The sequence below is a fragment of the Xanthomonas vesicatoria ATCC 35937 genome (assembly GCF_001908725.1).
GTDB lineage: Bacteria > Pseudomonadota > Gammaproteobacteria > Xanthomonadales > Xanthomonadaceae > Xanthomonas > Xanthomonas vesicatoria.
The window spans coordinates 3,185,744-3,199,442 of sequence record NZ_CP018725.1 but is presented as its reverse complement, the minus strand read 5'-3'; the positions used below and the strand labels follow the sequence as shown (position 1 = coordinate 3,199,442).

Sequence of the window (13,699 nt, the reverse complement as noted above, 5' to 3'; positions counted from 1 at the left end):
ACGGGGCACCTTCTCCCGAGGGGAGAAGGAACCGTCAAGCCCCTCTCCCGCCGGGAGAGGGGTTGGGGTGAGGGGACGGCTGCCTAGACACGTTGCCGTTCGACATTGAGGCACGGACAGGTCAATGACCACGCCGCATCACTGCACGTGTGTCGTGCCTTGCAACCCCGCCACGTCCCACCCGAACAATGCGCAGGCTTTCGCAAACTCCACATCCAGCGGCGCCACCACGCTGATGCGCCGCCCATCGGCCGGATGCGGAAATTCCAGGCGTTCGGCGTGCAGCAGCATGCGGTGGATGCCGAGCATGCGGAAGCTGCGGTTGTGGCGGCCGTCGCCATGGCTGGTGTCGCCGATCATGTGATGCGACAGATGCTTCATGTGCCGGCGAATCTGCCGGAAGCGCCCGGTCTGCGGCTGGCAGCGCAGCAACGCATAGCGGGAGGTGGCAAAGCCGGTGGACGGGATCTCCAGCTCGCCGGTCGCCAGCCGCTGGAAGTGCGTCACCGCCGGCTTCTTGACCGGCTTGCCGGGCCCGCCATCCAGGTCGTGGTCGACGATGAAGCGATCTTCGGCCGGCCAGCCGCGACACACGGTCAGATAATTCTTATCCACCTCGCCCGCCATCAAGGCCTTGCCCAGCGCACTGGCGCTATCGCGGTCGAACGCCAGCAGCAGGCAGCCGCTGGTGGCGCGGTCGAGGCGGTGGACCAGGAAGATCGGCTTGCCCAGCTGCTCGCGCAGGCGGTCGGCCAGAAAGTCGTCCTCCCCGCGCGCCAGCTTGCTGTCGTGGACCATCAGGCCCGCGGGTTTGTCGACGACGGCCAGGACATCGTCCTGGTAGAGAATCTGCAGATGCTTGGGGGATGTGCTCACTGGCGGATTATCCGTGTCGCCGGCAGCGCATGCCACTGTATCTCAGCGCTATTCGCGCATCGCGATATGTCGCGCGATCCTCCAAGGCGCGCAGGTCGATCGCCACCAGCGCGCTCAGTACGGCGTGCCGTCCTTGTGCCGGTACGACCACTGTCCGTCTGCCGTGGTGACCAGCATCAGGTCGTCGTCCGGATACGTCACGCAATCGCTGGCGCTGCGGTCGCCCACTTCCAGATAGGTCACCGGTGCATCGCTACGATTGATCAGGCAATGCGCATCGCCATCGCCAGCGCGGAACCCGGCGCACATGCCCGGCCGCAGCAGTTGCTCGCCTGCGTTGGTGATCAGGCTCGGCGCACCGCTGATGATGTAGACGAATTCGTCCTGCAGCGAATGCCCGTGCCGCAGCGCCGAGCGCGCGCCCGGTGCCAGCGTGGTCAGGTTGACACCGAAATTGCGCAGCCCGAACACCGCACCCAGCGCGCGCTTCTGGCGGCCGTCCATCTGTGCAGCGAACACCGGCGGATAGCTGGAATTCTGCATGCGTGGCGGCACATCCAGCGCAGCAAGCGGCGCAGCCGATGGGCTTGAGTCGACTGCGTCGGTTGCGTCGGGCATGGCCGCTCCCTAACGCCGCAGCCAGGCGACCAGTAATGCAATCGAGCCGGCGCCACCACTGATCCAGCTCCACACCGGCACCGTGCCCAGATACCAGCCGTCCGGATGCAGGCCATACAACACGGCCGCCACCACCAGAAGACCACTGCCGGTGATTGCCGTGACCACGCGGGTCTGCAACTTGCGCAGGCTGATGTCCAGCGCGCGCAGCTCGACCGAGCGAATCTCCAGCTGATGCCGGCCTTCCACCTGCTGCTTCAACCAACTGTGCACCAGGCGCGGCATGTCCGGCGCATGGGTCATGATTTCCGGCAGCCGCTTGCCCAGCTCGCGCAACGCACGGCGCGGGCTATAACGCTCGCGCAGGATGCGTTCGAGCACCGGGCGCGCCACCGCCCAGATATCCAGCTTGGGGTCGAGCTGACGGCCCACGCCTTCGATGTTGAGCAGGGTCTTCTGCAGCAGGATTAGCTGCGGCTGCAGGGTCAGTTCATAGCGCTGCGCCACGCGGAACAGCTTGATCAGTACCTGCGCCAGAGAAATTTCCGACAGCGGCCGGGTGAAGTACGGCTCGCATACCGAGCGCGCGGCCGCTTCCAGTTCGTCGATGCGCACGTTGGACGGCATCCAGCCCGCCTCCACGTGCAGCTCGGCCATGCGCCGGTAATCCTTGTGGAAGATCGCCATGAAGTTCTCGGCCAGGTAGTACTGATCCTCCTGCGAGAGCTGGCCCATGATGCCGAAATCCAGCGCGATGAAACGCGGATTGAGGCGGCGCTCCGGGTCCGAGTCGACCCAGATGTTGCCGGCGTGCGCATCGGCATGAAAGAAGTTGTCGCGGAACACCTGGGTGTAGAACACACGCACGCCCTTGGCCGCCAGCGCCTTGCGGTCGATGCCGGCGGCGTCGAGCTTGGCGATGTCGTCGGAGGGAATGCCGTACACGCGCTCCAGCGTGAGTGCGCGCTCGGCGGTATGCGACCAGATCACCTCCGGTACGTACAGATCGTCCGAGCCTTCCCAGAACCGGCGCAGCACGCTGGCATTGGCGCCTTCGCGCTGCAGGTCGAGTTCGGCCGACAGGGTGCCTTCGATCTCGGCCACCACTTCGCGCGGGCGGATTTTGTCCGCACGCGGGTGGGTGCGCTCGACCAGCGTGGCCAGCGAGTGCAGCAACGCGATATCGGCATCGATCTGGCGCTCGATATCCGGGCGCAGCACCTTGACCACCACTTCGCGGCGCACACCATTGGCATCGGGCGGCAACGTGGCCGCATGCACCTGCGCGATCGAAGCCGATGCCAACGGCACGGTGTCGAACGCGGCGAACGCCACACTGACCGGCAGGCCGAGCGCGCCCTCTACGATCAGACGCGCGGCCTCACCGTCGAACGGCTTGACCCGGTCCTGCAGCAAGGTGAGTTCTTCGGCCACATCGGCGGGGATCAGGTCGCGCCGGGTCGACAGGATCTGCCCGAACTTGACGAAGATCGGGCCGAGTTCCTGCAGCGCCAGCCGCAGCCGCGCACCGCGCGATTGCGCGGCAATCTCGGCGCTGGCACGCGGCACGAACGGCTTGGCCACACGCAGCCAACGCTCGGCGGCCGTGCCTTGCAACAGGTCGTCCAGGCGGTAGCGCAGGATCACCCGGCCGATGCGGCTGGCCCGCAGGATCGCCTTCATGGCGTGCCTCCGGCGGCGCTCAGGCGGCTCACGCGCGCGGCCATCCGTTCCACATCGTCGCGCAGCTCGTCCACATCGTCGTGGAAGGCCTCAAGCTCGGCACGCGGCACCACATCGCGCGATTCTTCGGTGACAAATTCGGCCGCGCTATGCGCCAGATCCGATGCGCTACGCCGCGCCTGCTGCAGCGCTGCACGCACCGCACCGGCGATCTGCACGCCCAGGATCTCGCCGAAGACCGCCACGAACGGCAACTGCCAATCCGGATCGAAGCGACCGGCCAGTTGCTGCAGTTGACGCGCCAGCTCCGCATCGCCGGACACCTTGAGCCGCCCCGCCGGCGCACCGCTGCGGCGCGCATTGGCCAGAAACGGCAGCTGCCCGAGCAAGCCAGCCAGAGTGCTGCGCACCGCCAGATCCGGCTCTTGCGCCTGATCCACCGGGCCGACCAGCAGCCGACGTTCGTGCACGCGGATCTGCAGCGCCAAGGCAGGCGCGTCCAGGGTCAGCGCGATGCGCTGACCTTCCAGCGGCAACAGGGCGTCGCGGGTATCCGGGTCCAGCGCCAGTGCGCGATTGAGCGCGGCCTGCAGGGCCTGGCCGGCGAGCGGCTTGAGAGAAGTGAAAAGTGATCCGGGCATGGGCGCATTCTACCGCCCCCGCATGTCGCAGCTGGCTGACGATGGTGCAGCGGTGCGCACCGGAGGCTGCCGCGGTGGCCACGGCAGCCGCTTGCTTGGCGGGTAGAGCGATCGATGCAGCGGTCGCTGCCTGATGGCCTGGCCGGCTGGCGCTGTACGGTGGCGCATCGGGATGCTGCGCTCGCTGTGCTGTGCGGGCGGCCCAAGCAGCCATCCTGCCCTGCGGCGATGCGCAGCGTTCTTACGGAGTTGCCGGCCGCGCGCGATCTGCCGACTTCCTTCGGCCGGCCGGTCGCGGGCATGCTGGCACCCTTCTCGAACGGTTGGCAGGAGCAGGCAATGCGCAAGATCCGGGTCGGTCTCATCTTTGGCGGCAAATCCGCCGAGCACGAGGTCTCACTGCAGTCGGCACGCAACATCCTGGATGCGCTCGACCCGCAGCGCTTCGAGCCGGTGCTGATCGGCATCGACAAGCAGGGCCAGTGGCATCTGAGCGCGCCGGACGGCTTTTTGCACGATGCCGACGACCCGGGCCGGATCGCCCTGCACCGCAGCGGGCGCTCGGTGGCGGTGCTGCCGGGCGCCGAGCAGGCGCAGCTGCGGCCGGTGGACACCGAGCAGGCGCTGGCGCAGATCGATGTGGTGTTTCCGATCGTGCACGGCACCCTGGGCGAGGACGGCTCGCTGCAGGGCTTGTTGCGCATGACCAACCTGCCATTCGTCGGCTCCGGCGTGCTCGGCTCGGCGGTGGCGATGGACAAGGACATGGCCAAGCGCGTGCTGCGCGATGCCGGCCTGGCGGTGGCGCCGTTCGTCTGCTTCAACCGCCGTACCGCCGCGCAGGCCGATGTGGCGGCGCTGATCGCGCAGTTGGGGTTGCCGCTGTTCGTCAAGCCGGCCAACCAGGGCTCATCGGTTGGCGTCAGCCAGGTGCACAGCGCGGACGCGTTTGCCGCTGCGCTCGCATTGGCGTTGTCCTACGACCACAAGGTGCTGGTGGAAGCGGCCATTGTCGGCCGCGAGATCGAATGCGCGGTGCTGGGCAATGCCACGCCACAGGCCAGCGTGTGCGGCGAGGTGGTGGTACACGATGCGTTTTATTCCTACGAAACCAAATACATCAGCGCGCATGGCGCCGACATCGTGATCCCGGCCGACATCTATGCGCACACGCAGCAGCGCATCCAGCAGATTGCGGTGCAGGCCTACCAGGCGCTGGACTGCGCCGGCATGGCGCGCGTGGATGTATTCCTGTGCGCGGACGGGCGCATCGTGATCAACGAGGTCAACACGCTGCCGGGCTTCACCCGCATCAGCATGTATCCCAAACTGTGGCAGGCAAGCGGGCTGGACTATCGCAGCTTGATTACCCAGTTGATCGAGCTAGCATTGCAACGGCATGCGGATGATCAATTGCTGCGTAGCGCGGTGGATACGCGCGCATGAGTGCGGCGCAGTCACGCGCAGTGCAAGCGCATGACCACCCCGCACTGCTCGCACTCAACAATGCCCATGCCACCGCACTGTCGTTGCTCGATGCCGATGGACTGGCCGCGTTGTTGCAGATGGCCTGGCACGCGCGCCTCGTTCCGCCGGCCGACGGGCTCTTGATCGCACTGGATCAGAGCGCTGCCTACGCCAACGCCAACTTCGCGTGGCTAGCGGAGCGCTTTACGCGCTTTGTCTATGTAGACCGCATCGTGATCGCCGCACGCGCGCAGCGCCGCGGCCTTGCTGCGCAGCTGTACGACGACCTCATCCGCAGCGCGCGTGCGGCAGCGCAACCGCGCGTGGTGTGCGAAGTGAACCTGCGCCCGCCCAATCCGGCGTCACTGGCCTTCCATCGGCAACTGGGATTCGTGCCGGTCGGCGATGCGGTGCTGGCCAATGGCAAGCAGGTGCAGTATCTGGAAAAGATGCTGTGAGGTGCGAAAAGCCCGCTGAAAACCGCCACAACGCACATGGCCCGCCTCCTTGCGGAAGCGGGCCATGTGAGCGCCGATCGGCAGCGCCGCTGCCGTGACGTATCGCGGTAAGGCGTTAGACCTTGCCGCGACGGAACATCGAGATCACTGCCAGGATCAGGAACACCACGAACAGGATCCAGGCGATGTTGGTCGCCGCACCGGCGATACCGCTGAAGCCCAGCACAGCGGCGATGATGGCGATGACGAAGAAGATGATGGCGTAATGCAGCATGGCAAGGGTTCCAAAAGTTGTCGTGCCGAATCGGCGCAGACGTATCTTGTGGATGTGCCGGTCTTTATCGAGTGATGGAGATGTCGTTGGAAGATGAGGATCGCAGCCGGTTCAAGCCTTCTTCGATGCTGATCCTTGGCACATAGCCGAAGTCGCGGCGCGCTGGTTCCATGCTGTACCAATGCGGCGTGCACAACTGTTCTACCAAAAACCGCGTCAACGGCACTTCGCCTGGCAGACGCAACAGTGGCCATAGCGTTTCGCAGACCGCGCCGATGCGGTACGCAGTCTTGAACGACAGCGAGCGCGTGACTGCGGGCGCATCCACGGCCGCGAGCAGACGATTGAGCAACTCGCGCATCGGCAACGGTTCGCCGTTGGAAATGAAGTACGCCTTGCCCGCGCAGGCAGCGCCTGTCGCAAGATGGTCGAACGCATCCAAATGCGCCTGCGCGGCGTTGTCGATATAGGTGCTGTCCACCAGGTTGCTGCCATCGCCCACCATGCGCAGGCGACCCGCGCGCGCGCGCGCGGCCAGCCGCGGCAATAGATGATTGTCGCCCGGCCCCCAGATCAGCCGCGGACGCAATGCCACCGTGGCCAGCTGCGCATCGTTGGCCGCCAGCACCGCACGTTCGGCGGTCGCCTTGGTCGCCGCATACGCGGCGCGCAGGTCTTCGCCATACGGCACTTCGTCGGCGCCAAGTCCTTCCACCGGATGGGTGGCGCGATGCGTCACGCTGGGCGTGGAGGTATAGATCAGCCGCGGCACGCCATTGGCCCGACACGCGTCGAGCACGTTCTGCGTGCCCACCACGTTGGCCTGGTGATAGCTCTCATAGCTGCCCCACGCACCGGCCTTGGCGGCGTTGTGAAACACCACATCGATCCCGGCAAACGCATGCCGCACGGCCTGCGGGTCGGCCAGGTCGCCACGGATCTGGCCCACGCCCAGCGTCTGCAGCACCGGGTAATCGCCGCGCTGAAAGCTCACCACCTCATGCCCACGCGCACGCAGACCGCGGCACAACGCCTGGCCGAGGAAGCCACCACCACCGGTCACCAGAATCTTCATCGCTTTACACCGATCACAAAGGAAACCCAAAAGAACCGCCGACATGCGCGCATGCGCGATATGCGCACGGCGATGCCGTCGCACGGCTGCAATGCCTACGCGCGCTGTGCCGCCCAGACCGCCAGTGTCTCGCGGCCGATCTTGGCGTTGTGGCGAATGTCGACCGGAAAACCGGGATGGCGCAGGAAACGCGCGATACCGGCGGTGTGCGGGTGCGCGGCGCCCAGCGCACGCAATGCGGTTTGCACGTCCGCAAAGGCCGATGCCGACACGCCCGGCTGCAACTCCACGCACAGCACCGGTTGCTGTTGCCCAGGTGCGCCCACACCGACCAGCGCGGTGCGGCGCACCTGCGGATGCACGTTGAACACCGGCTCCACCTGCTCGGTATACAGCGGGCCGCTGGCTGTTTCCACGCGATGGGTCTTGCGCCCGCAAAACCACAGGCGTCCTTCGGCATCGAAGTAGCCCACATCGCCCATGCGGTGCACGATGCGTTCGCTGCCATCGTCGCTGCGCTCGCGGATCTTGGCGATGCGCGTGGCCGCATCGCGATTGAAGTAGGTATCGGTGGTGGTGGGGCCGGCGACGGTGATCTCGCCGACTTCGCCCACGGCCAGCACGCGCGCGCCGCTCCACTCGGCAATGGCCGCATCGTCGATGGCGATGATGCGCACCTCGTTGGGCGCGACCACTTGCCCCACGCAGGTGCCGGCACCGGCTTCGGTGGCAGCACGGGTTGCGTCCAGGGTGCGGCCTTCGATTGCCGCCACCGGCAGACATTCGGTGGCGCCGTACGGCGTCCAGAATTGCGCATCGGCCGGCAGCAACGCGCGGATGGTGGCCACCACGTCCGGTGGCACCGGTGCGCCAGCCGACGTTGCCAGGCGCACGTTGGGCAGCGGCTGCCCATAGTCGGCCAGCACGCGCATCAACGCCGGCGAGCCGAACAACTGCGTCACGCCGAAGCGATTGAGTGCATCGTGCAGCTTGCGCGGGTCGGCAGTGGCCGGACGGGTCGGGTCCATATCCGGGATCACCGAGGTCAGCCCCAGTGCCGGATCGAACAAGGCAAACGGCGGAAACGTCGGCAGATCCACGCCACCGGGCTGCATGCCGAAGGCATTGCGCAGCAACTCGATCTGACCGACAAAGTGCCGGTGCCGGTACACCACCCCCTTGGGCACGCCGGTGGAGCCGCTGGTGAACAGGATCGCCGCCACATCGTCCGGCGCGGTATCGGCCAGTTGGCTGCCGGCGCCGGCCCCGTCGCGCTCCACGCGCGCCAGCGTCACCCCGCCCCAGCCGTAGCGGCCGCCGACGGTGACGATCTGCTTGGCAGAGCGCGCCCAGCGCAGCAACCGGCGTGCCAGTTGCGCGAGCGGGATGCCGATGAATGCCTGCGGCTGCGCTTCGTCCAGACACTGTTTGAGCGCGCGCTTGTCGATGCCTGGGTCGACCAGCACCGGCACCGCGCCGGCCTTGAACAACGCAAACATCAGCAGGAAGAATTCCGGCGACGGCCGCACCATCACCACCGCGCGTGCGCCGCGCCCGATGCCGTGCAGCGCCAGGCCGGCGGCAATCGCATCGCTGCGCGCGTCCAGCTCGGCATAGCTCAGGGTCACATCGTAAGCGGCAAATCCATTGGCACCGCGGGCGCCCGGGCAGCGAATGGCGATTTGATCGGGGCGCTCACGCGCCAGTTGCGGCAAGGTGGCCGCGATATTGCAGAGAGTCGTCATCTACGCATTATCACCCATGTGCCAATGGCACCGCCCGCTTGCAGGCGGCCGGCAGGATTTGCGGCAATGCCGGCGATCGCGCAGGCCTTCTCGCAGATCGATGACGCGCGGATGCGCAGCGGTCGCCGGACATGCCATCGCAGCGTGCACGCACCGCATGCCACACCTGGACATCGCCGGCTGGCCGCAGGACGTCCATGCGGCCCAGACCGTATCTGGCTCGCTAAACGGCCACCATCGCATGCCCCTTGTTTCGTGCCGTGGTTCGGTCAGAATGCCGCGCTCCCCACGCGATTTCGCCGCGCCAGGCCCGGCATTCCATGGCACATCCCTGCCTTACCTGCGGCGCTTGCTGCGCCTATTTCCGCGTCAGTTTCCACTGGAGCGAAGCCGATCCCGCGTTGGGCGGCAGGGTGCCGATCGAACTGACCGACTCCTTGCGCACGCACGAGCGCGTGATGCGCGGCACCTCGCAATCGCAACCGCGCTGTATCGCCCTGGATGCGGACATCGGCCGCTACAGCCGCTGCAGCATCCACGACCGCCGCCCGTCCTCCTGCGCCGCTGTACCGGCCTCGCTGGAATTTGGCGAGCGCAGTGCGCAATGCGACAAGTCGCGCCTGGCGCATGGACTGCATACACTGACCGACGCCGACTGGATCGGTGTGGACGACGCACAACGCAACCCGTTGCCAACACCGTAGGGTTTCAGCGCGGCGCGCATGCGCGCGCTGTCTCAGTGGCGGTACCGGCGCCCTGCAGGCATGGCCAGGGCAGCGCACTTCGGCCGCCTCGTTATGCTGGGGCGTTGCGCCCGTCGGCGATTCGGTCACCCGCCTTCGCGCTGCGCGCGATGGCTGCGCGGCAGCGGCGTTCATCGAGGGATCGAAGCCACTCCAAGTAATGCACGGCGTGCCCAGAGGCGGCGACAAGCGACGGTTCTTCACTACCCGCACCGCACCCACGCATGCGGTGTGCCGGCGCGCTAGAGCGGATTGCGCTCCAGAAATGCACGAATCGCCGGCACCAGAACCTCGTGCTTGTCTTCCAGCACGTAGTGATTGGCATCGTCGAACGCAGTCACCTCGGCGTTCGGCAAAGCCTTGCGGAAGCCGGCCAGGAAGTGCTTGTCGAAGCAGATGTCGCGCAAGCCCCAGGCGATAAAGGCCGGCCGATCGGCGAACGACGGCAAGGCCTGTGCAGAACGTTCCAGCAACGACCAGTCCTTGTCGGCCGGCGACAGCGGAATGTCCTGCATGAAGCGAATGGTGGAGATGCGGTTGCGCCAATTGTTGTACGGCGCCACATAGGCGCGACGCACGGCGGCCGGCATCCGCCGCGAGACGCCAAACCAGGATGCGCCGGACGAAAACGCATTGAAGGTGCGGATAAACCACTCGCCCGGCCGCCAGTGCCGGCCCATCGCGATCTGCCACGGCATCGGTTTCTCCGGCGGCAGCGGGAACGCAGCGGTGTTGGTGATCACCAGGCGCTTGACCTGCGCGTGATGCGACAACGCCCAGCCGAACCCGATCATGCCGCCCCAGTCGTGCACCGCCAGCGTGACCGGGCCGGTGATGCCAAGATGCTGCAGCAGCGTATCCAGATCGTCCACGCGCGATTGCAGCGTGTAATCGTAACGAGGCTGCGCCTCGGGCGCATCGTCCGGCTTGTCGGACAAGCCCATGCCGATGTGGTCGGGCACGATGCAGCGGTAGCGATCGGACAGACCGCTGACCAGATGCCGCCACAGATAACTCCACGACGGATTGCCGTGCAGCATCACGACCACTTCGCCATCGCGCGGACCTTCGTCCAGATACGACATCGCAACGCCGGGACGCACATCGAGGCGCTTGGGGGTGAAGGGATAGCCGGGGTAATTCATGCCAAAAGGATCCGGTTTGTTTCGAGAAGAGCTAGATCGCGCCGGCGTTGGCCCGGGCGATGCGAATAAAGAATCCTGCAGCGATCACGTACCGTGCCACATCAAACGGCAGCGCTTGGCAAACATTTGCAGGTATCGTAAAGATCATGGGGCTTCTTGCGGACTTACTCGGTAAGGCGGCAGTTGATGACCGTCAGCAGAAAGCAATTGCAGGAAGGCAGGATGCAGGAACAACTTCTCCTTGCCTAAGCGCTGCTCCTTGAGCACGCCGATATCCACCAATTCCTTGAGATGACGCGCTGCTGTCTGGCGCGTCACGCTGAGCGCATCCACCACGTTTTGAATGCGGCAATACGGTTGATTGAAAATCACATCGACAAGCTCGCGGCTATATGCCCTGGGTGCAAGACGGCGAACGTGATCGCGTGCCTGCGTCCCCAGGCTGCGGATCGCCTGAATTTTCGCGGTTGTCCAGGCAGCGGTCTCCGCGACGGCGGCAAGCATGTAATGAATCCATTCGGCCCAATGCCCATGCCGCGTCACTTCCAGCAGCAAGCGGTAGTAATCGCTGCGGTGGCGGATGATATAGCGCGACAGATACAGCACCGGAACATCAAGCAACCCTTGCTCGATCAGCATCAGCAGATTTAGCACCCGCCCGGTGCGCCCATTGCCATCGGTAAATGGGTGGATTGCTTCGAATTGGTAATGCGCCACTGCCATCCGGATCAGGGGATCAACCTCGGTGTGGTCGTGGATGAAGCGCTCCCAGTTCGCGAGTTTGTCGCGCAGCAGCGTTTCGCCCACCGGCGGGGTATAGATGATGTGCTGAATCTGTTCGTTGGCCAGTGCAGTACCCGGTACCCGACGAATCTGCATCTGCACCGCCTTGATGCGGCTACACACCACAACTGCGGTGTCGGTACACAGCGGCCGCTGCTGGAGCGATTGAAATCCTTCGTACAGCGCGCTGCGGTAACGGAGCGCTTCTTTGGTCGCGGGATTTTGGGCGCGCTCCTGATCGTCTGCGTAACGAAATAAATCGTCAGTGGTCGTGACGATGTTTTCGATCTCCGAGCTGGCTTGCGCTTCCAGGACCGGAATCGTATTGATCAACACCGCCGGGTTGGGCAACAACGCCGTGGCCTGTTTCAACTCGGCCAGGGCGGTACGGGCAACGATGCAAGCCTTGAGCAGGCTGCGGGTTTCGATGTCTCCCGCCGGCGGCAGCGGCGGAAGAGCGTTGTGGGGCTTGGTCGGATCGAAGGCGGATGTGTCGTCCACGTCACCTGCTCATGTTGCGAGAACGAACATGATGCAGATACGCGTTCTAAAAATCCATTTTTTTTAACGCGTCGCCACAGCAATCACCAAACCACTTCCGCCATCGAGCAGTTCAACCCCGACCCGATGCCCAGCAGCGCGATCCGGTCGCCCTTCTTCAAGCGGCCCAGTTCCTTGAGCTTGCTCAGCACGATCGGCACCGAAGCCGGGCCGATATTGCCGTGTTCGCCGAAGATGGTCATGACCTTTGCCGGATCGATGCCGAACGATTTGACGAATGCGGCCGTGTGCGGGCGGCTGACCTGGTGGATCACGAACTGATCCAGCTCATCCACCGCCCAGCCCAGCACCTGACGGGCTGCGAGGAAGGTCTTCTGCGCCAGCTTGATGCCTTCGATCAGCAGCAGGCGGGTGTCGGTGACCATGCGGTCCAGGTTGCCGCGGCACAACTTGTTCCACTCGGTGGCCGAGCGGGTCACGCCGCCCTTGTAGCGCGGTGCGTCGGGCACCAGCTCGGTGCGCGCCATCACCATCGCGGCAGCGCCGCAGCCCAGGGTCAACGCGGCGAGTTCGTTGCGGAACTCCTCCTCGGTGACGTCCGGGGAGGTCATGCGCTCCAGCGTCTTTTCATAGACCAGGTTGGCGGTCTCGCCATCGACCACCAAGGCGTAGTCGATCTCGCCGCGCTCGAGCATGCGCGCAGCGATATCCATGCCGTTGATGAAGGCAAGGCAGGCATTGGCGACGTCGAAGGTGACGCAGTGGTCGCCCACGCCCAGGTTGCCGGACACGATGGACGCCGTGGACGGCTCCAGGTAATCGCGGCTCACCGAGGTGTTGACCAGCAGGCCGATCTTCTCGATGCCGATGCCGGCATCGATCAGCGCCTTGCGCGCGGCCTGGGTGGCGGCGTCGGATGCCTGGACATCCTGGTCCCACAAGCGCCGTGCATGGATACCGGCAACGTCACCCAACACGTCGGTCTTGATTCCGAGGCGGTCGTAGGTCGGTTGCAGGCGCTCGTTGATTTCCTTGGAAGTCAGCGTGTGCGGCGCATCAATATGCGCCAGTCCCGCGATGGAGACATTCTGGAAGAGCATCGAAGTAGCGCCATGGCGTCAGGCGAGGGGGCGCTAGTCTAGCCGCTGGCTGGTTTTACCGCATCTTTACATTTGAATGGCGCCCGCCCCACCCCAACGGTTCAGCGCGGCGGGCAGCGGAAGGCGTTGAAGCGCTGGCTTCCGTCGGCCGGCTGGCCTTGTGCCTGCACGGTGTTGGCGTTGGCGCCCGGCGCCTCGTTGCGCGCCAGGGTCTCCAGTTCTTCCTGCACACGTAGCGGGTTGCGGTTGTAGAAGCCGACCTTGCTCTTGACCGACACCACTACCTCGCCCTGCTGCTGACAGCCAGCCGGCACAGGGCCTGCGGGCAATACCTGCACGCCTTTGCCACTTTGTTCGATCGGGACCCAGGTGCACGCCGCGGTGGTGGTAGCAACCAGAACAGACAGCATCAGCACGCGCATAAGTCATCCACACCGTAGGGGCAAAGCCGGATTGTGCCGCAGTTGTCCGGCGGTCAAACGCGTGCCCGGCATGCGCCATACGCCTCATTCAGCACACCGGATCCGGCCTGCAGTTGTCCCATGCGAGCGGACGCGGCCTTGTCCGGCGCCTGCTGCGGCGTCCGGGTG

At 65.4% G+C, this 13,699-nt stretch carries 14 protein-coding genes; 3 read left to right on the top strand and 11 right to left on the bottom strand.

Going from position 1 to position 13,699, the window contains the following annotated elements:
* Positions 1-138: 138 nt before the first annotated feature.
* The 4 genes from BJD12_RS13800 to BJD12_RS13785 form a co-directional block, all read right to left on the bottom strand.
* Entirely contained in the window at positions 139-912 is a 774-nt protein-coding gene (locus BJD12_RS13800) for a pseudouridine synthase (RefSeq protein ID WP_039423984.1), read from the bottom strand.
* Between the two features lie 78 nt (positions 913-990).
* Positions 991-1,494 (bottom strand): cupin domain-containing protein, encoded by a 504-nt coding sequence (locus BJD12_RS13795; RefSeq protein WP_005988958.1) that lies wholly within the window; start codon positions 1,492-1,494, stop codon positions 991-993.
* Positions 1,495-1,503: 9 nt separating this feature from the next.
* Complete coding sequence (gene ubiB, locus BJD12_RS13790; RefSeq protein WP_005988956.1) at positions 1,504-3,177, bottom strand: ubiquinone biosynthesis regulatory protein kinase UbiB; 1,674 nt, start codon at positions 3,175-3,177, stop codon at positions 1,504-1,506.
* Positions 3,174-3,818: a ubiquinone biosynthesis accessory factor UbiJ gene (locus BJD12_RS13785; RefSeq protein WP_005988954.1), complete on the bottom strand. Its 645-nt coding sequence runs from the start codon at positions 3,816-3,818 to the stop codon at positions 3,174-3,176. Before BJD12_RS13785 ends, ubiB begins: the two co-directional genes overlap by 4 nt.
* A 339-nt stretch (positions 3,819-4,157) precedes the next feature.
* Here BJD12_RS13785 and ddlA point away from each other — a divergent pair, with 339 nt between their 5' ends.
* Together ddlA and BJD12_RS13775 are read left to right on the top strand one after the other, a co-directional pair.
* The gene (gene ddlA, locus BJD12_RS13780; protein WP_058564140.1) at positions 4,158-5,264 is read left to right on the top strand and encodes a D-alanine--D-alanine ligase; all 1,107 of its coding nucleotides are present in this window, start codon (positions 4,158-4,160) and stop codon (positions 5,262-5,264) included.
* The gene (locus BJD12_RS13775) at positions 5,261-5,743 is read left to right on the top strand and encodes a GNAT family N-acetyltransferase (RefSeq protein WP_005992044.1); all 483 of its coding nucleotides are present in this window, start codon (positions 5,261-5,263) and stop codon (positions 5,741-5,743) included. The genes ddlA and BJD12_RS13775 overlap by 4 nt, the downstream gene beginning before the upstream one ends.
* Before the next feature lie 115 nt (positions 5,744-5,858).
* On the opposite strand, the gene BJD12_RS13770 is transcribed toward BJD12_RS13775, so the two are convergent.
* The 3 genes from BJD12_RS13770 to oleC all read right to left on the bottom strand — a co-directional run bounded on the left by BJD12_RS13770 (position 5,859) and on the right by oleC (position 8,837).
* Positions 5,859-6,017 (bottom strand): DUF1328 domain-containing protein, encoded by a 159-nt coding sequence (locus BJD12_RS13770; RefSeq protein ID WP_003468167.1) that lies wholly within the window; start codon positions 6,015-6,017, stop codon positions 5,859-5,861.
* A gap of 64 nt (positions 6,018-6,081) precedes the next feature.
* On the bottom strand, positions 6,082-7,092 hold the full coding sequence (oleD, locus tag BJD12_RS13765) for a 2-alkyl-3-oxoalkanoate reductase (protein ID WP_005994917.1): 1,011 nt from the start codon (positions 7,090-7,092) through the stop codon (positions 6,082-6,084).
* Between the two features lie 95 nt (positions 7,093-7,187).
* Positions 7,188-8,837 carry an olefin beta-lactone synthetase gene (gene oleC / locus BJD12_RS13760; RefSeq protein WP_005994915.1) on the bottom strand — a complete coding sequence of 550 codons (1,650 nt, stop codon included), beginning with the start codon at positions 8,835-8,837 and terminating at the stop codon, positions 7,188-7,190.
* A gap of 320 nt (positions 8,838-9,157) precedes the next feature.
* On the opposite strand from oleC, the gene BJD12_RS13755 reads away from it, so the two are divergent.
* Positions 9,158-9,541: a YkgJ family cysteine cluster protein gene (locus tag BJD12_RS13755; RefSeq protein ID WP_005994913.1), complete on the top strand. Its 384-nt coding sequence runs from the start codon at positions 9,158-9,160 to the stop codon at positions 9,539-9,541.
* A gap of 281 nt (positions 9,542-9,822) precedes the next feature.
* On the opposite strand, the gene BJD12_RS13750 is transcribed toward BJD12_RS13755, so the two are convergent.
* The 4 genes from BJD12_RS13750 to BJD12_RS13735 form a co-directional block, all read right to left on the bottom strand.
* Complete coding sequence (locus tag BJD12_RS13750) at positions 9,823-10,725, bottom strand: alpha/beta fold hydrolase (RefSeq protein ID WP_005994904.1); 903 nt, start codon at positions 10,723-10,725, stop codon at positions 9,823-9,825.
* Between the two features lie 144 nt (positions 10,726-10,869).
* The gene (gene fic / locus BJD12_RS13745) at positions 10,870-12,009 is read right to left on the bottom strand and encodes a protein adenylyltransferase Fic (protein ID WP_005994902.1); all 1,140 of its coding nucleotides are present in this window, start codon (positions 12,007-12,009) and stop codon (positions 10,870-10,872) included.
* 83 nt (positions 12,010-12,092) lie between these two features.
* On the bottom strand, positions 12,093-13,109 hold the full coding sequence (locus tag BJD12_RS13740; RefSeq protein WP_005994900.1) for a 3-oxoacyl-ACP synthase III: 1,017 nt from the start codon (positions 13,107-13,109) through the stop codon (positions 12,093-12,095).
* A gap of 101 nt (positions 13,110-13,210) precedes the next feature.
* Entirely contained in the window at positions 13,211-13,531 is a 321-nt protein-coding gene (locus BJD12_RS13735; protein WP_005994898.1) for a DUF4156 domain-containing protein, read from the bottom strand.
* Positions 13,532-13,699 lie beyond the last annotated feature (168 nt).